Raw genomic sequence first — 16,604 nt, forward strand, 5'->3', positions numbered from 1 at the left:
CGTTAGGCGCTGAGATAAATGACAGGTATGATAATGCAATTTTCAGCCGTAAGCATGGCGAATTGAGGAGTTTATGCGCTACTGGGGAAAAGTTATAGGTCTGGTGCTGGGATTATTGTCTGGCGCGGGCTTTTGGGGAATTGTAATCGGCCTGATCATTGGGCATGGATTTGACAAGGTTCGCGGCGCACAAAGCAAGGCGTACTTTTCAAACACCCAGACCCGACAGTCACTGTTTTTCAGCACCACGTTTCAGGTGATGGGGCATTTAACCAAATCGAAAGGGCGCGTAACGGAAGCGGACATCCAGATTGCGTCTCTGTTTATGGACCGCATGCAGCTTCACGGTGAGGCGCGTACTGCCGCACAACGTGCTTTTCGTGAGGGCAAACAGGGCGAATATCCGTTGCGGACCAAACTGCGCGAATTACGCAGTGCCTGCTTTGGTCGTTTTGACCTGATTCGGATGTTTCTGGAAATTCAGATTCAGGCCGCGTTTGCCGACGGCACACTGCATCCCAACGAACGTCAGGTCCTGTACGTTATTGGTGAAGAGTTGGGCATTTCACACAGCCAGTTCGATCAGTTTCTGCGCATGATGGAAGGCGGCCAGCAGTTTGGCGGCGGCCGCAGTTATTCTCAAGGCGGTTTCCAGCAGGCACAACGCGGTCCTACGCTGGACGATGCCTGTAATGTGCTGGGCGTGAAAAGCAGTGATGATGCCACTACCATCAAGCGAGCCTATCGCAAACTGATGAGTGAGCACCATCCCGATAAGCTGGTGGCAAAAGGGTTACCGCCAGAAATGATGGAAATGGCCAAACAGAAAGCGCAGGACATTCAGTCGGCTTACGATCTGATTCGCAAAGAAAAAGGCTTTAAGTAAGCGGCGTGCGCCCCGGGGATTCATCCGCGGGGCGCGCGAGTCATAAACGGGCCGGTCAGAAATCGGCGGGCTGCTTGAAGGTCATCGCACTGCCAAACGCAGGATGCGTGATGGTCAGCGATTCGGCATGCAGCAGAAGCCGGCTTGCCATTGCCCTGGCTTCCGGGTGAGCATAAAACCCGTCCCCAAGTATCGGATGGCCCAGCGCCAGCATATGCACGCGCAACTGGTGCGAACGGCCGGTAATGGGCTTCAACGTGACGCGTGCGCTGTTATCGTCCCGATATTCCACCACCTGATACTCGGTTTGTGCCGACTTACCCGTCTCAAAACACACTTTCTGTTTTGGCCGGTTGGGCCAGTCACAAATCAAGGGCAAATCCACCAGGCCTTTTTCCTCTGCCGGATGTCCCCAGACCTGAGCGACATAGGTTTTGGCGGGTTCGCGCTCGCGAAACTGACGTTTTAGTTCACGCTCAGCGGCTTTCGTCAGTGCGACGACAATCACGCCGCTGGTGGCCATATCCAGCCGATGCACCGATTCGGCTTCAGGATAATCCCGCTGGATCCGCGTCATCACGCTGTCTTTGTGCGCCTCAAGTCGACCCGGCACGGAAAGCAGGCCGCTGGGCTTATTCACCACCATGATGTGCGCATCCTGATAGAGAATGTGCAGCCAGGGCTCAAGCGGCGGATTATAGGGTTCCATACATTATTCCAAAAAAGAGGGCCTTGCGGCCCTGAACTTACTGATGCGTAACCACAATCAGACGCAGCGCATCCAGGCGCCAGGTGGCTTCATCCAGACTTTCCAGCACCTGCTCGCGATTGCTTTCCAGCGCGTCAACTTCATCGTCACGAATATTGGGGTTGACGGCTTTCAGGGCTTCCAGACGCGATAACTCGGCCCCCAGCTTTTCACTCGCTTCGCGCCGTGCCGTATCGATTATGGCACGTGCTTCGCTGACGACTTCTTTTTCCGCCAGGGTAAGAATAGCGTGAACATCCTGCTGAACGGCGTTCACCAGCTTACTGCCTGTGTGGCGGTTGACCGCATTCAACTGACGGTTGAAGCTCTCGAACTCCACTTTACCTGCCAGGTTAGTGCCCTTGCGATCTAACAGCAAACGCACAGGCGTTGGCGGCAGGAAACGGGTTAACTGCAGATGCTTAGGTGCCTGAGATTCCACCACGTAAATCAGTTCTACCAGCAGCGTGCCGACAGGCAATGCCTTATTCTTCAGCAGCGACAGCGCACAACTGCCCGTGTCGCCCGACAGGATCAGATCCAGGCCGTTACGGATCAGCGGATGTTCCCAGGTAATAAACTGGGTATCTTCACGCGACAGGGCCTGATCGCGGTTGAACGTGATGGTGCAACCGTCTTCAGGTAAGCCCGGGAAATCCGGGACTAGCATATGATCTGACGGCGTCAGCACAATCAGGTTATCGCTACGATCTTCCTGATTGATGCCCACGATATCAAACAGATTCAGGGCAAAGTTGACCAGCTCGGTGTCGTTATCCTGCTCGGCAATGGTATTCGCCAGCATCTGCGCGGCGTCGCCGCCGTTCGAGTTCAACTCCAGTAACCGATCCCGACCTTGTTCAAGCTGAGATTTCAGCGCGTCATGCTGTTTACGGCAGGCGTCGATAAAGTCATCAAAGCCTTCACTGTTTTCCGGCGCAGCCAGATAATTAATCAGTTCAGCGTGCACGCTGTCATAGAGGGTTCTGCCGGTCGGACAGGTGTGCTCAAAGGCATCCAGCCCTTCGTGATACCAGCGCAGCAGGACCGCCTGAGCGGTTTTTTCCAGCCATGGCACCAGAATCTGAATGTCATGCGCCTGACCGATACGATCCAGACGACCGATGCGCTGCTCCAGCAGATCCGGGTTAAACGGCAGATCGAACATAACCAGGCGGCTGGCGAACTGGAAGTTACGGCCTTCAGAGCCGATTTCTGAACACAGCAGAACCTGTGCGCCGTTTTCTTCTGAGGCAAACCAGGCCGCAGCCCGATCGCGTTCAATAATCGACAGCCCTTCGTGGAACACGGCGGCACGGATACCTTCACGCTCGCGTAATACCTGCTCCAGTTGCAGAGCGGTTGCGGCCTGCGCGCAAATCACCAGCACCTTCTCTTTACGGTTGCTGGTCAGATAGCCCATAAGCCATTCTACACGTGGATCGAAGTTCCACCAGGTGCCGGTGTCGCCTTCAAACTCTTGATAAATCTGCTCCGGATAGAGCAGGTCGCGCGCGCGTTCTTCGGCGCTTTTACGCGCGCCCATGATGCTGGAAACTTTGATGGCCGTCTGGTACTGAGCTGGCAACGGCAGGCGAATGGTATGCAATTCCCGTTTCGGGAAGCCCTTCACGCCGTTACGGGTGTTACGGAACAACACGCGGCTGGTGCCGTGGCGATCCATCAGCATGGAAATGAGTTCCTGGCGCGCCTCTTGTTTGCCCTCGCGGTCACTGTTGGCGACCTGTAGCAGCGGTTCGATATCCTGCTCGCCAACCAGCTCATTAATCATATTCATCTCGTCTTGCGAGATGGGATTATCCGCCAGCAGGGAGGTGACCGCATCGGCAATCGGACGGAAATGCTGTTGCTCTTCGACGAAGGCGGCGAAGTCGTGGAAACGATCGGGATCGAGCAGGCGCAGGCGTGCGAAGTGGCTTTCCATGCCCAGTTGTTCTGGCGTGGCGGTCAGTAGCAGGACGCCTGGTGTGTTTTCGGCGAGCTTTTCAATGACCTGGTATTCACGACTTGGCTCACCTTCAGACCAGGCCAGGTGATGCGCTTCATCGACCACCAGGAGATCCCAGTCCGCGTCGGCCAGCTTATCAAGACGCAGCTTATTGCGACGAACAAAGTCCAGCGAACAGATAATCAGTTGTTCCGTATCGAAGGCATTGTCGCTGTCGTGCTGGGCTTCGGCGTAACGATCGTCATCGAACAGCGCAAAGCGCAGGTTGAAGCGGCGCAGCATTTCAACCAGCCACTGATGTTGCAGCGTTTCTGGTACCACAATCAGTACGCGCTCAGCGCGGCCAGCCAACAGCTGCTGCTGAATGATCATACCGGCTTCGATGGTTTTACCCAGACCCACTTCATCCGCCAGCAGAACGCGCGGTGCATGGCGACGGCCCACATCATGGGCGATATGCAACTGGTGGGGAATCAGGTTGGTACGCATCCCACGCAGGCCACTGACGGGCAGGCGGTACTGTTCACTTTGATATTTACGCGCACGAAAACGCAGGGCGAAGCGATCCATGCGATCGAGCTGGCCAGCGAACAGACGATCCTGGGGCTTGCTGAACACCAGTTTGCTGTCGAGCATGACTTCACGCAGCATCACGTTGGTTTCTTCAGTATCCAGGCGCGTACCGATATAGGTTATCAGGTCATTGTCATTACGGACTTCATCCACCCGCATTTGCCAGCCCTCATGGCTGGTCACGGTATCGCCCGGGTTAAAAATCACGCGGGTGACGGGCGAGTCGCTGCGAGCGTAGAGGCGATTTTCCCCTGTGGCCGGGAAGAGCAGCGTGATCATGCGAGTATCGATCGCCACCACGGTACCTAATCCCAGTTCACTTTCTGTATCACTAATCCAACGCTGACCTAATGTAAAAACCATATAATTTTTGCTCGAATTTTTAACGTTTTTGAAGGTGTTCCCCATTCTCAGGCAATAGCATGTCAACCAGGCAAAAGGGGCCTGGTGCGTATGTCAGAGCAGTGAGTTTTGAGGAAGGGCGTTATGGTACTGGATGGCAGGGCATTCGTCACCTGTCAAAAAAGCCCCAGTTGCCCGGTAATCAGTGTAGCAAAGTCACCCTCGACGAAAGGCAAAATGCCTTCGGCAACAGGTTGCAGCTGTTTCGTGACGTAGTGATCGTAGTCGAGCGGCGTGGTCCGGGCTTCAACGGGTTCGGGGCCGCCCGTCGCTATCACATAGCGAATGCGGCCACCGGTCTGATATTGCAGCGGCCGACCCAGTTTACGGTTGTGTTCATCCGCCAGACGGGCGGCGCGCACGTGAGGCGGCACATTGCGTTCATACTCCTTCAGCGGACGACGCAGGCGTTTCTTATAAATGAGCTGATCGTCCAGTTCGCCCGCCAGCAGCTGTGTAACGGTTGTGCGGACGTACTCTTCCCAGGGCTGACGATGAAATATCCGGCTGTAGAGTTCCTGCTGAAACTGCTGCGCCAGTGGCGTCCAGTCGGTCCGGACGGACTCCAGCCCTTTAAACACCATACGTTCACTGTCGCCTTCACGAATTAATCCCGCGTAGCGTTTCTTACTGCCCTGTTCGGCACCGCGAATGGTTGGCATCAGGAAACGGCAAAAGTGATTTTCATATTCCAGTTCGAGTGCGCTTGTCAGGCCATATTGCTGCTGGAGATGTTCACGCCACCAGTCATTGACCTTCGCGGCCAGTGCGCGGCCTGTTGCTTCCGCCTCGGCTTCATCCCGGGCGGACTTGAGCCAGACAAAGGTAGAATCCGTATCGCCATAGATCACATCATAGCCTTCGGCTTCAATCAGCTCGCGGGTTTGCTGCATGATGGCATGACCGCGCAGCGTAATCGACGAGGCCAGGCGAGGATCAAAAAAGCGGCAGGCGCTGGTGCCCAGCACGCCATAAAACGCATTCATAATGATTTTCAGGGCCTGCGACAGGGGCTTATTGCCCTGTTTTTTCGCGGTTTCGCGTCCCTGCCAAATCTGTTCCACAATCGCGGGCAGGCAATGCGTTTCACGTGAAAAGCGCGCCTCACGAAAGCCGGGCACCGAATCCGCATCCGTTGGGTGCGCCAGCCCTTCGATGAGGCCGACGGGATCGATCAGAAAGGTGCGGATAATCGAGGGATAAAGACTTTTGTAATCCAGCACCAATACGGAATCATACAGGCCTGGCCGGGAATCCATCACATAGCCGCCGGGGCTGGCTTCCGGCGCAACATCGCCGAGATTGGGGGCGACAAAACCAACCCGATGCATGCGGGGAATATACAGATGGCTGAAGGCCGCCACAGAGCCGCCGTGGCGATCGACCGCCAGCCCGTTAACGGCGGCGCGCTCCAGCAAAAACGGCATGATCTCGGTTTTATGGAAGATGCGTGTGACCAGCTCGCAGTCCTTCAGGTTATAGCGTGCCAGCGCCGGTTTATCGTTGGCAAAACGCCAGTTGATCTCTTCCATGCGCTGCCACGGGTTATCAATAGCTTTGCCTTCGCCGAGCAGTTGTTGTGAAACCGACTCCAGACTAAAAGAGGGGAAATCCCAGAAGGCGGATTTCAGCGCATCAATACCGTCAATGATCAGCCGACCTGGCGCCTGGGCAAAAAACACGCCGGGTTTAAAACCGTGCTCACGCCATTCCAGTACAGCCTGCTGGCGGCCCAGGCGTAACGGAATGCCATAGCGGTCGGCATGTTTCTGCAGAACGCGCAGGTCAAACTGCACCACGTTCCAGCCGATCACCACATCGGGGTCGTGGTCGGCAAACCAGCGATTGAGCGCCTCCAGCAGTTGAGGGCGGGTTTCCAGGTAAATGAGTTCGAAATCCAGTGCGCTGGCATCGCCGTTAGGCGGTCCCAGCATGTAAACCTGACGCTGGCCGCAGCCTTCAAGGCCGATGCAGTAAAGCTCGCCATGCTGGGTGGTTTCGATATCCAGAGAGACCCATTTCAGCGGTGGGCGGTAGTCAGGATGCGGTTTGAGCCGGGCGTTAACCAGCGCATCGCCCTGCGCGTCACCATCGAACCACACGGGCGCGGTGATAAACCGTTCCATCAGATAGCGTTCAGGCGGACGAATATCGGATTCGTAAAGGGGAATGCCGTTTTCGCGCAGTTTCTTTTCAATCCACTGAAGCTGGCGATGCTGGCGGCAGTAAAGGCCAAATACCGGCCGGCGGCGAAAATCGGTTAACTGGAGAGGCTGCATGCGCACCTGGCGCTCGTCCTGCAGCAGCGTTTCGACCTGCGCCTGGTACTCGCAGGGAATAAACGTCACCGATTCCTGCACAGGCAGCACGACGCGCTGAGCACCGTCATCGGTGGCCAGCCAGAGCGTAATTTCGGTGCCTTGCGGCGTATCGCGCCAGTGACGGCTCAGCAGAAACCCTGCGCGGGGCTTATTCACGTATTCTCCAGGCTGATAGCGAATCGGACATGCGGTTAAAAAGTATAACATGGATATTTATACAGTGTCTCCCGGTGCGTTTTGTCAATATTGGCCTACAATTCTTGCCTTGACGCTGTGATGTCTGCTCTGGACAATCCAGCCTTCTGCTTTTTCTGAGGATTGATATGGAAGCCTGGGTTCAACACCTGATTACACAGTCGCTGGAGTGGGCGCTGTTTGCCGTGGCGCTGGTGACGTTTCTGGAGTCACTGGCGTTTGTGGGGCTGCTGCTCCCCGGCACCGTGATGATGGCGAGCCTTGGCGCGCTGGTGGGCAGTGGGCAGATCGGTTTGTATCCCGCCTGGGCCGCTGGCTTCGTCGGTTGTCTGCTTGGCGACTGGGTTTCTTACGGGATTGGCTGGAAGTTTCAGGGGCCGCTTCATCGCTGGAAGTACCTGCAAAAATACAAAGGGCTGCTGGATAAAACCGAACATGCGCTGTATCAGCACAGCATGTTTACCATTCTGGTCGGCCGTTTTGTGGGACCCACTCGCCCGTTGATCCCGCTGGCGGCAGGTATGCTGGAATTGCCGGTACGCAAGTTTCTGCCCCCCAATCTGATCGGCTGTATTTTATGGCCCCCGCTTTATCTGTTGCCGGGGATTCTGGCAGGCGTGGCGATTGATGTCCCGAAAGAAGCCCAGGGCGGTCACTTTATCTGGCTGCTGGTTGCCGTTGCCCTTGTGGTGTGGCTGGGATGCTGGCTGTGCTGGCGCTGGTGGCGCGGTGAAAAGACCCGCGACTGGGCCACCGCGTATTTGCCGCCTGAACGACTGCGCTGGCTAGCGCCACTGGGCCTGGTCGTGGCCGTTGCGGCCTTCGTCGGTATTCAGTTTCACCCGATGATGCCAGTTTTCCGCCACCTGCTGTGGCAGGTCTTTATCGGTTAACGACGTGGGATGCCGAGCACATCGGCTTCCCGCACGTCCCCTGACAGCAGCCGGTCCGTTGCGCCATCCCAGTAAACCCGTCCATCTACCACCACCACGCTGCGTGGCGCAATCTGCTGCGCATCTTCAAGACTGTGCGACACCATAAGTAATGTGATTTCACGGGCTTCGCAGACGGTACGCACCAGGTTGAGCATCTCGCCACGCAGTGCCGGATCAAGCGCCGAGAAAGGTTCATCCAGCAGTAATACCGGCCGCTCGCGCAGCAGGCAGCGTGCCAGCGCTACGCGCTGACGTTGTCCACCTGAGAGCTGGCCTGGCAGGCGCGACAGCATCTCACTGAGCCCGACCTGCTGTGCAATGGTGGCTACCTGCTGACGCTGGTCCGCAGTCAGCCTGAGCCCGGGATGTAAGCCCAGCCCCAGATTCTGTTCCACGCTGAGATGCGGAAACAGGTTGTTTTCCTGAAACAGCATCGATACCGGGCGCTGAGCGGGCACGCTGTGGGTATGATCGACGCCATCCATCATCAGACTGCCCTGGCTGACGGGCAGAAAGCCGGCAATCAGATTTAACAACGTACTCTTACCCGCGCCGCTTGGACCAAGAATCGCCAGCCGTTCGCCGCGCCCGGCGTGAAGGGAAAAACGCATCGGCAAATGCTGATACAGGTAAGTCAGATTATTCAGTGTCAGCATGGCGACCCGGTAATTTTTCCATCAGAGTAAACAGAGACAGGCAGAGCACCAGCAACAGTAATGCGGTAACGGCTCCGTCGGCCCCACGATAGGCACCAATCTGCTGATAGAGGTAGAAAGGCAGCGTACGGAAATCGGCGTTACCGAACAGCGCCACGACGCCAAAGTCTCCAATTGACAGTACGCAGGCAAACGCCAGCGCCTGTGCCAGTGGCCGCTTAAGTGCACGGAGTTCTATCAGCGTCAGGCGGTTCCATCCGCTGATCCCTAATGCGCCGCACAGGTGGTTGTAGCGTTCTGCGATATCCCGCATCGGGTTTTCCAGCACTTTCAGGGCATAGGGAATGGCGATCAGTGCATTGGCGAACATCACTACGCCATCCGCCGCATCGGGCAGCCCTGTTGTGGCATTCAGCAGCAGGAAAAAGCCGGTTGCCAGCACGATACCCGGCATGGCCAGAATCAGCATGCCGCTGGTGTCCATAAATTGTGCGGCAAGTTTACGCTGGCGCAGGCGCAGTTCGCGGCTGCTCCAGAGCAGCATGGTCGTCAGTAACACGCACAGCACGCCAGCGCCCAGGGCGATGCGCAGTGAGGTGAATGTTGCCTGCCACAACGCCGGTTGTTGCAAGGCGCCGCGCAGTCCGCCGTCCAGGCCATTAATAATCACTGCGATCAGGGGCGGTAGCAGTAACAGCAAGGCTAAACCGATGAGAGCAATGTCGCTGATGCGCGCCAGCACGGAATCCTGCGGATCGCGCCAGCCCTGGCGCTGCGTGTTGCCAGCGGGAATGGCGTGACTGAAGCGCTGACTGAGAAGCACCAATACCAGGCAGCAGCCAAGCTGAATCAACGCCAGGAGTGCGGCGCGTCCCGGATCGTAGTCGTAACTTAAAGCCTGAAAAATGGCCAGTTCGATAGTGGTGGCCCGCGGCCCGCCACCCAGTGAAAGCACCGTGGCAAAACTGGCGAAGCAGAGCATGAAAATCAACGCACCGGTAGGCAGTAACTGGCGACGTAGCCACGGCCATTCAAGGAGCCGAAAGTGATGCCAGCCACGGATATTCAGCTGTGCAGCAAGCTGACGCTGTTCGGCCGGAATGCTTTCCAGCGCCTGCAGCATCAGGCGCGTGGCCAGCGGCAGGTTAAAAAAAACATGGGCCAGTAAAATGCCCTGAAGCCCGTAAGGCGAGAAGTGATAGTCCACGCCAAGCCAGGCGCAAAGCCGGGCCAGCCAGCCCACCCGACCATAGACAGTGAGCAGACCAAATACCGCGACCAGCACCGGCAAGACCAGCGTCATGGCGCACAGGCGTAATAATCCCTGACGGCCAGGAAAACGGCGTCGATAGAGAGCCCGGGACAGCGGAATGGCCGGCAGCAAAGAGAGCAGGGCGGAGAGCAGCGCCTGCGTAAATGAAAAGCCAATCACATGATGCAGATAGGTATCCTGCAGAACCGCGCGCCAGTCGGTCGCCGGGGCCGCCATCCACAGTGCAGCAAAAGCTGACAACGCCACGCTGCAGAGCAGCAACGTGGCGAGTGAACCCGGAATCAGCCAGAAGGGGATCAGCGACTCACGGCGCGTTGCCATTGGCTGACCCATTGTGAACGGTGGCTGGCGACGGCTTCAGGCGAAAACTGTAATGCCGTCTTCGGCACGCTGAGTGAAGCAAAGCCTGCAGGCAGGTCGGTTTTGATCACCGGGTACATCCAGTTGCCGGTTGGAATCGTATTCTGGAAAGCGGGCGTGACCATGAACTGCATAAACTGCTCTGCCAGTTTTGGTTGTTTGCTGTTAGCCAGGCGGGCTGCCACTTCCACCTGCAGATAGTTGCCTTCGGCAAACGGTGCCGCGGCATAGTTATCCTTCTTCTCTTCAATAATGTGATAAGCCGGCGACGTGGTATAGCTCAACACCAGATCACTCTCGCCTTTCAGAAACAGACCGTAGGCTTCACTCCACCCTTTGGTCACCGTGACGGTTTTCTTTGCCAGCTTTTGCCAGGCTTCAGGCGCCTTGTCTCCGTAGACTTTTTGCATCCACAGCAGCAGGCCAAGGCCCGGCGTGCTGGTGCGGGGATCTTCATAAATCACGCGCCATTTTTCGGGGCTTTCGACCAGTTCTTTGAGGCTCTTTGGTGGGTTTTTCAGCGTGTTTATGTTATAGACGAACGCGAAGTAGCCGTAATCGAAGGGCACAAAGGTGGTGTCCTTCCAGCCGCCGGGAACCTGCAATTTACCGGTATCAACGTCGCTTTTGGCAAACAGCCCGGTTTGTTGCGCGGCCTGCAGGAGGTTGTTATCCAGCCCTAAGACCACATCGGCCTTGCTGTTCTTGCCTTCCAGACGGACGCGATTCAGCAGCGAAACCCCGTCTTCCAGGGCCACATATTTCAGTTCGCAACCGCACTGGGTTTCAAAGGCTTTTTTAACGGCCGGACCGGGTCCCCAGTCAGCGGAAAACGAATCATAGGTGTAAACCGTCAGGACAGGTTTGGCCGCGAAGACCGGGGCAGAGAGTAACAGCAGCACGGGCAGGACGTTTTTTAACACTTTGCGCTCCTATAGCGGCAGGGTTGAGTCGCAAAGGATCTGAGCAAAGTTGCCTCTCAAATCCCTACGTCGGCATTAACCGATTCAGGTTCGACGGGTATATCTCAGCGCTCTGACATGATGGAAAGAGGCACCCCGTTGAGAACGTCACATTCTAGTCATTTAATGCCCGCCGGGAAAGGATCACAGCGTGGGCGGTGCAAACCAGGCGGATTTAAAGTCAAACCACCCCAGCGTATTCATCCGTACCCCGCGCATACTGCGCTGGCCTTCCAGCAGCAGCCAGTGATGAAACAACGGATGAAGCCAGTTGCTTTCAACCAGCTGTTTCGCCCATTCAGCAAGGGGGAGCGTTTTCTCACGCCAGCGCGCAGCATCCTGCTGCCAGTTCACCGGCAGGCAGTGCTGCAACAACGGGACTTCGTATAACAGCGCAAACAGAGAATAGTCCAGGGGCAGGGTAAAGTTGACGCTGCCGAGCCAGATATCGCTTTCACCTGTGCCCTGATGCCAGGATTCATAACTGACCTCACGCACGTCCAGCGTCACGTCGTGTTGCGCCAGTAGTGGACGCAAGGCATCGGTGATACTGACGTGCTCAATGTGCTGGTTATAAACGGTCAGCGTCAGGTGTGTCAGGCCTGCGGGTTTTTCTACCGGTGTCAAATCACGCCGGTGGTGCCAGCGGGGCAGCAGGCCGTAAGCAGGAAACCAGTAACGCTGGTAGCCCAGATCCGCATTGTTCAGTAAGGCGATGGGGTTAAGCAGGAAGCTAAGCCAGCGTCGAATGCCCGGTTCGCCTGCCTTCGCGGAGCGCTGGTCAAACAGTAAAAAGTAGCAGCCCTCTTCAAGCCGACTCTCTTCCTGTTTCTCATCGGCCTGTTCGCCCTGCAGGCGAACACCGGCATAAACCACTTCGTCACTGATCTCGGGCAGCACCCATACCGACACGTCATCGATCAAGGCGCGATAGCCAAAGTAGTCGTCGAAGGCTTCGATCTTCAGCTGACTTTGCTGATTGCGGATGACCCGATAGGGCCCTGTCCCTATGGGCTGACGGGCAAAATCGCGCATATCGGGCCACTCGCGCGGCAGAATCATGGCGCTGACGCTGCCCAACAGCCAGGGTAGCCAGCTGTCGGGCTGATCTAAATAGATATCCAGCGTCCAGGGGGCAGGGGAGTCAAGTCGCTGAAGATGGCAAAACAGCGGATGCTGGCGCAGGCGCTCAAGGCTGGCAATCACATCGTCCATGTCGAGTTCCCGGCCATGATGGAAACGGATAGCCGGACGTAGATAAAAGCGCCAGTGTCGATCCGAATGTTGCTGCCAGTGATGAGCGATATCGGCTTCGATTTCCCCTTTTTCCTCATTTATGCGTGTCAGACCGCTAAAAATCTGACGAGCGATATGGGTTTCTGACCGACGCAGGGGCGATCCAGGCAGCAGATTGAGCAGAGGGCGATAGTAGAGGACGCGCAGAATATGTTTTCCCTGCCGGAAACTGCGGCCCAGATGCGCGCTGATCATCTGTCTGACCTGATCTTTATCGCCGACAAGCTGCACCAGTTGATCAATACGATCCTGTTCCAGCAGGTCTTCAGCGCGCTGCTGCTGCAAGGTTAGTCCGGTGTAGCAGAAGGTGAGCACGGATCGCTTGCCCCGTCCGGCCTCCGCCTGCCAGGTGAGCCAGCCGGCTTCCTGCATCCTGTTAAGCAGGTTCCGCATATGGCGACGTGAACAGTGCAGGGCGTCGGCCAGTTCACCCAGGGTGGTTTCCTGCGATTGCCCCTGACAGCTCTGCCACAGACGAATGAACTGCTGCTTCAGACGTGATGACGACATAAAAGAGGAACTCCCTCTGAAACCTGCTCTGTTTTTCCTGCCCTATTTTAGAGGCAAACTTTCTCGCATTGGAAGAGCGGGAGGCATTCAGCGATGGATGGCGCTCTGACATGGACGGCAGCGATGCCCGTCCCTTCTGAGTAGTGTGCTACGATTTTGCCAGCAGAGTTATTCTGCTGGTTTTTTTTACGTTGCAGGTTATGGTCGGGGGACACGCTTCCCGTTTCTATTGTTGTTCTGTCAGGGATAAGGCATGAAATCTTTGTTAGCATTCTCGCGCCGTTTCAATCCAGTGTTTTTCGCTTTTATGGTGACCGCCTTTATCCTCGGCGTAGCGGGCGCGCTTCAGGCACCGACGCTGAGCCTGTTTTTATCGCGAGAAGTGCAGGTGCCGCCGCTGTGGGTTGGGCTGTTTTTTACCCTCAATGCCGTTGCCGGGATTGTGGTGAGCATGATGATCGCAAAACGTTCCGACCGGGTCGGCGATCGCCGCAATATCATCTTGCTGTGCTGCATGCTGGCGTTGGCAAACGCGCTCCTGTTCGCCTTTACCCGCCATTATCTGACGCTGATAACGCTGGGCGTACTGCTGTCGTCGCTGGCGAATGTCGCCATGCCGCAGCTTTTTGCCCTGGCGCGTGAATATGCCGACAGTGCTTCGCGCGAAGTGGTGATGTTCAGCTCTGTCATGCGTGCTCAGGTCTCGCTGGCCTGGGTGATTGGCCCGCCATTATCATTTGCGCTGGCGCTGAATTTTGGCTTTGTCACGTTGTTCAGCGTGGCCGCCGGGCTGTTTTTTCTCTGTTTTCTGCTGATCTGGTTCACGGTGCCCTCGGTGCCGCGCACCGCGTCCCTGATGCAGTCAGGCGGAATTCCGCTGAGTGGCTGGCGTATTCGTGATGTGCGTATTTTGTTTGCCGCATCGACGCTGATGTGGACCTGCAACACCATGTATATCATCGACATGCCGTTATGGATCAGTACGGATCTGGGCTTACCTGAAAATCTGGCCGGAATCTTAATGGGCACGGCTGCAGGGCTGGAGATCCCGGTCATGATCGTGGCGGGCTTTTACGCCAAACGATGGGGCAAGCGGAATATGATGGCCGCCGCCGTGGCTGCTGCCGTCGTGTTCTACAGCGGCCTTATCCTGTTTCACAGCCATCTGGCGCTGCTGATCCTGCAGGTGTTTAACGCCCTGTTTATCGGCGTGGTCGCAGGCATTGGCATGTTGTGGTTTCAGGATCTGATGCCTGGACGGGCGGGCGCGGCCACCACCCTGTTTACTAACAGCATTTCGACCGGGATTATCCTGGCGGGGCTATGTCAGGGTGCGCTGGTTGAACATTTTGGGCACGGCAGTGTGTACTGGGTGATTGCAGCGATTTCGCTGGTTACGTTGGTGATGATCAGAAGAGTCAAAGAGGCGTGATCTGCGCCTGTGAGATGCGCAGGGCAAAAAAAAGCCCGGTCAGCAGACCGGGCCGTACGGTGATAACGAAGCTTAGCGCATAAAGGCGGGCTGGTTATTTTCGTAAGCTGAAATCGCGCTTTCGTGCTGCAGCGTCAGGCCGATGCTGTCCAGTCCGTTCAGCATGCAGTGGCGACGGAAATCATCAATCTTAAAGCTGTAGGTCTTGTCGCCGGCTTTAACCACCTGCGCTTCCAGATCCACTTCGAAGCGGATGCCCGGACGGGCTTTTACCAGGGTAAACAATTCGTCTACCTGCTCCTCAGTCAACGTGACCGGCAGCAGTTGGTTATTAAAGCTGTTGCCATAAAAAATATCGGCAAAGCTCGGCGCGATGACGACTTTAAAACCGTAATCGGTCAGTGCCCATGGCGCATGCTCACGTGACGAACCACAGCCAAAGTTTTCACGTGCCAGCAGGATGGACGCCCCTTTGTACTCCGGGAAGTTGAGCACGAAATCCGGATTGGGCTCCAGGCCGTGATCGTCCAGGAAACGCCAGTCGTTAAACAGATGCGCACCGAAACCAACACGCGTCACTTTCTGCAAAAACTGCTTTGGAATGATGGCGTCGGTGTCGACGTTAGCGGCATCCAGTGGCACCACCAAACCCGTATGTTGCGTAAATTTTTCTGCCATGATGGCGTCCTTATGTCAGGCTGCGAATATCAGCGAAATGGCCATTAACGGCAGCAGCAGCGGCCATCGCCGGGCTGACCAAATGTGTCCGTCCGCCACGGCCCTGGCGGCCTTCGAAGTTACGGTTACTGGTTGAAGCACAACGCTCGCCGGGATTCAGGCGGTCGTTATTCATCGCCAGACACATGGAGCAGCCAGGCAGGCGCCATTCAAATCCGGCCTCAATAAAGATCTTATCCAGCCCTTCGGCTTCGGCCTGGGCTTTAACCGGGCCTGAACCTGGCACCACCAGAGCCTGAACGCCCGGCGCAACTTTACGCCCTTTGGCAATCGCGGCGGCGGCGCGCAGATCTTCGATGCGCGAGTTAGTGCAGGAACCAATAAAGACTTTATCGATGCTGACGTCGGTCAGTTTGATACCGGGTTGCAGGTTCATATAAGCCAGCGCCTTCTCTGCGGATGCCCGCTCCACGGGATCCGCAAACGAGGCCGGGTCGGGAATCTGCGCATCCACCGCGATAACCTGCCCAGGGTTCGTTCCCCAGGTAACCTGCGGGGCGATCTCTTCTGCACGCAGCGTCACGACGCGGTCAAATTTCGCGTCCGGATCGGATTTCAGCGTGCGCCAGTATTCAACGGCCTGCACCCATTTCTCACCTTCCGGTGAAAACTGACGTCCTTTCAGGTAGGCGAAGGTGGTTTCATCGGGAGCCACCAGACCGGCTTTTGCGCCCATCTCGATAGCCATGTTACACAGCGTCATGCGGCCTTCCATGCTCAGCGCTTCGATCGCGGAACCACAGAATTCGACAACATGGCCGGTACCGCCCGCGCTGCCGGTTTTGCCGATAATGGCCAGCACGATGTCTTTCGCCGTAATGCCCGGGGCAACCGTACCTGTCACTTCAATCTTCATGGTTTTAGCACGGCCCTGTTTCAGGGTTTGAGTGGCAAAAACGTGCTCGACTTCAGAGGTACCGATACCGAAGGCCAGCGAGCCAAAAGCGCCGTGTGTAGCCGTGTGCGAGTCACCGCAGACAATGGTCATGCCCGGTAAGGTCATGCCTTGTTCCGGACCGATGACGTGCACGATGCCCTGGAACGGGTGATTCAGGTCATATAACTGCACGCCAAATTCCGCACAGTTCTTGATCAGCTCCTGCATCTGAATACGGGCCATTTCACCCGAGGCATGAATATCTTTGGTCTGGGTAGAAACGTTGTGATCCATGGTGGCGAAGGTTTTCGATGGCTGGCGCACTTTACGACCGTGCGCCCGCAAGCCATCAAACGCCTGCGGTGAGGTCACCTCATGAATCAGGTGACGGTCAATATAGAGCAGCGGCGTTTCATTCGGCGCTTCTTGAACGACATGTGCATCAAATAACTTCTGGTATAAAGTTTTCAT

General features: G+C 56.4%; 12 protein-coding genes and 1 riboswitch. Of the genes, 3 read left to right on the forward strand and 9 right to left on the reverse strand.

The window, feature by feature from the left end:
- Positions 1 to 73: 73 nt before the first annotated feature.
- Positions 74 to 886 carry a co-chaperone DjlA gene (gene djlA / locus G5574_RS16955; RefSeq protein WP_006117650.1) on the forward strand — a complete coding sequence of 271 codons (813 nt, stop codon included), beginning with the start codon at positions 74 to 76 and terminating at the stop codon, positions 884 to 886.
- A gap of 55 nt (positions 887 to 941) precedes the next feature.
- Here the strand turns inward: djlA and rluA are convergent, their stop codons facing one another.
- From rluA to polB, 3 genes are all read right to left on the reverse strand, one after another.
- Entirely contained in the window at positions 942 to 1,595 is a 654-nt protein-coding gene (gene rluA, locus G5574_RS16960) for a bifunctional tRNA pseudouridine(32) synthase/23S rRNA pseudouridine(746) synthase RluA (RefSeq protein ID WP_006117651.1), read from the reverse strand.
- Between the two features lie 37 nt (positions 1,596 to 1,632).
- Complete coding sequence (gene rapA, locus G5574_RS16965) at positions 1,633 to 4,539, reverse strand: RNA polymerase-associated protein RapA (protein WP_033740345.1); 2,907 nt, start codon at positions 4,537 to 4,539, stop codon at positions 1,633 to 1,635.
- Positions 4,540 to 4,694: 155 nt separating this feature from the next.
- Positions 4,695 to 7,055, reverse strand: coding sequence for a DNA polymerase II (gene polB / locus G5574_RS16970; RefSeq protein WP_164482943.1), 2,361 nt, complete (start codon positions 7,053 to 7,055; stop codon positions 4,695 to 4,697).
- A gap of 167 nt (positions 7,056 to 7,222) precedes the next feature.
- Here polB and G5574_RS16975 point away from each other — a divergent pair, with 167 nt between their 5' ends.
- Positions 7,223 to 7,987: a DedA family protein gene (locus tag G5574_RS16975; protein ID WP_006117654.1), complete on the forward strand. Its 765-nt coding sequence runs from the start codon at positions 7,223 to 7,225 to the stop codon at positions 7,985 to 7,987.
- Here G5574_RS16975 and thiQ read toward each other — a convergent pair.
- The 4 genes from thiQ to sgrR form a co-directional block, all read right to left on the reverse strand.
- The gene (thiQ, locus tag G5574_RS16980; protein ID WP_033740237.1) at positions 7,984 to 8,685 is read right to left on the reverse strand and encodes a thiamine ABC transporter ATP-binding protein ThiQ; all 702 of its coding nucleotides are present in this window, start codon (positions 8,683 to 8,685) and stop codon (positions 7,984 to 7,986) included. The genes G5574_RS16975 and thiQ overlap by 4 nt on opposite strands.
- Positions 8,669 to 10,279: a thiamine/thiamine pyrophosphate ABC transporter permease ThiP gene (gene thiP / locus G5574_RS16985; RefSeq protein WP_033740239.1), complete on the reverse strand. Its 1,611-nt coding sequence runs from the start codon at positions 10,277 to 10,279 to the stop codon at positions 8,669 to 8,671. Before thiP ends, thiQ begins: the two co-directional genes overlap by 17 nt.
- Positions 10,255 to 11,241, reverse strand: coding sequence for a thiamine ABC transporter substrate binding subunit (gene thiB, locus G5574_RS16990; protein ID WP_033740240.1), 987 nt, complete (start codon positions 11,239 to 11,241; stop codon positions 10,255 to 10,257). The genes thiP and thiB overlap by 25 nt, the downstream gene beginning before the upstream one ends.
- Positions 11,242 to 11,284: 43 nt before the next feature.
- Positions 11,285 to 11,389, reverse strand: a riboswitch (TPP riboswitch).
- Between the two features lie 35 nt (positions 11,390 to 11,424).
- Positions 11,425 to 13,086 (reverse strand): HTH-type transcriptional regulator SgrR, encoded by a 1,662-nt coding sequence (gene sgrR, locus G5574_RS16995; RefSeq protein ID WP_033740242.1) that lies wholly within the window; start codon positions 13,084 to 13,086, stop codon positions 11,425 to 11,427.
- A 253-nt stretch (positions 13,087 to 13,339) separates the two neighbouring features.
- On the opposite strand from sgrR, the gene G5574_RS17000 reads away from it, so the two are divergent.
- Positions 13,340 to 14,518 (forward strand): MFS transporter, encoded by a 1,179-nt coding sequence (locus G5574_RS17000; protein WP_033740244.1) that lies wholly within the window; start codon positions 13,340 to 13,342, stop codon positions 14,516 to 14,518.
- Positions 14,519 to 14,590: 72 nt separating this feature from the next.
- Here G5574_RS17000 and leuD read toward each other — a convergent pair whose 3' ends face one another.
- Together leuD and leuC are read right to left on the reverse strand one after the other, a co-directional pair.
- Positions 14,591 to 15,196 carry a 3-isopropylmalate dehydratase small subunit gene (gene leuD / locus G5574_RS17005; protein WP_033740246.1) on the reverse strand — a complete coding sequence of 202 codons (606 nt, stop codon included), beginning with the start codon at positions 15,194 to 15,196 and terminating at the stop codon, positions 14,591 to 14,593.
- A gap of 10 nt (positions 15,197 to 15,206) precedes the next feature.
- Entirely contained in the window at positions 15,207 to 16,604 is a 1,398-nt protein-coding gene (gene leuC / locus G5574_RS17010) for a 3-isopropylmalate dehydratase large subunit (RefSeq protein WP_164482944.1), read from the reverse strand.

It is taken from the genome of Pantoea stewartii, assembly GCF_011044475.1.
Lineage (GTDB): Bacteria > Pseudomonadota > Gammaproteobacteria > Enterobacterales > Enterobacteriaceae > Pantoea > Pantoea stewartii.

Coding starts and splice junctions, on each gene's coding strand:
- djlA (WP_006117650.1), top strand. CDS start 74: ATGCGCTACTGGGGAAAAGTTATAGGTCTGGTGCTGGGATTATTGTCT.
- rluA (WP_006117651.1), bottom strand. CDS start 1,595: ATGGAACCCTATAATCCGCCGCTTGAGCCCTGGCTGCACATTCTCTAT.
- rapA (WP_033740345.1), bottom strand. CDS start 4,539: ATGGTTTTTACATTAGGTCAGCGTTGGATTAGTGATACAGAAAGTGAA.
- G5574_RS16975 (WP_006117654.1), top strand. CDS start 7,223: ATGGAAGCCTGGGTTCAACACCTGATTACACAGTCGCTGGAGTGGGCG.
- thiQ (WP_033740237.1), bottom strand. CDS start 8,685: ATGCTGACACTGAATAATCTGACTTACCTGTATCAGCATTTGCCGATG.
- thiP (WP_033740239.1), bottom strand. CDS start 10,279: ATGGCAACGCGCCGTGAGTCGCTGATCCCCTTCTGGCTGATTCCGGGT.
- sgrR (WP_033740242.1), bottom strand. CDS start 13,086: ATGTCGTCATCACGTCTGAAGCAGCAGTTCATTCGTCTGTGGCAGAGC.
- G5574_RS17000 (WP_033740244.1), top strand. CDS start 13,340: ATGAAATCTTTGTTAGCATTCTCGCGCCGTTTCAATCCAGTGTTTTTC.
- leuD (WP_033740246.1), bottom strand. CDS start 15,196: ATGGCAGAAAAATTTACGCAACATACGGGTTTGGTGGTGCCACTGGAT.
- leuC (WP_164482944.1), bottom strand. CDS start 16,604: ATGAAAACTTTATACCAGAAGTTATTTGATGCACATGTCGTTCAAGAA.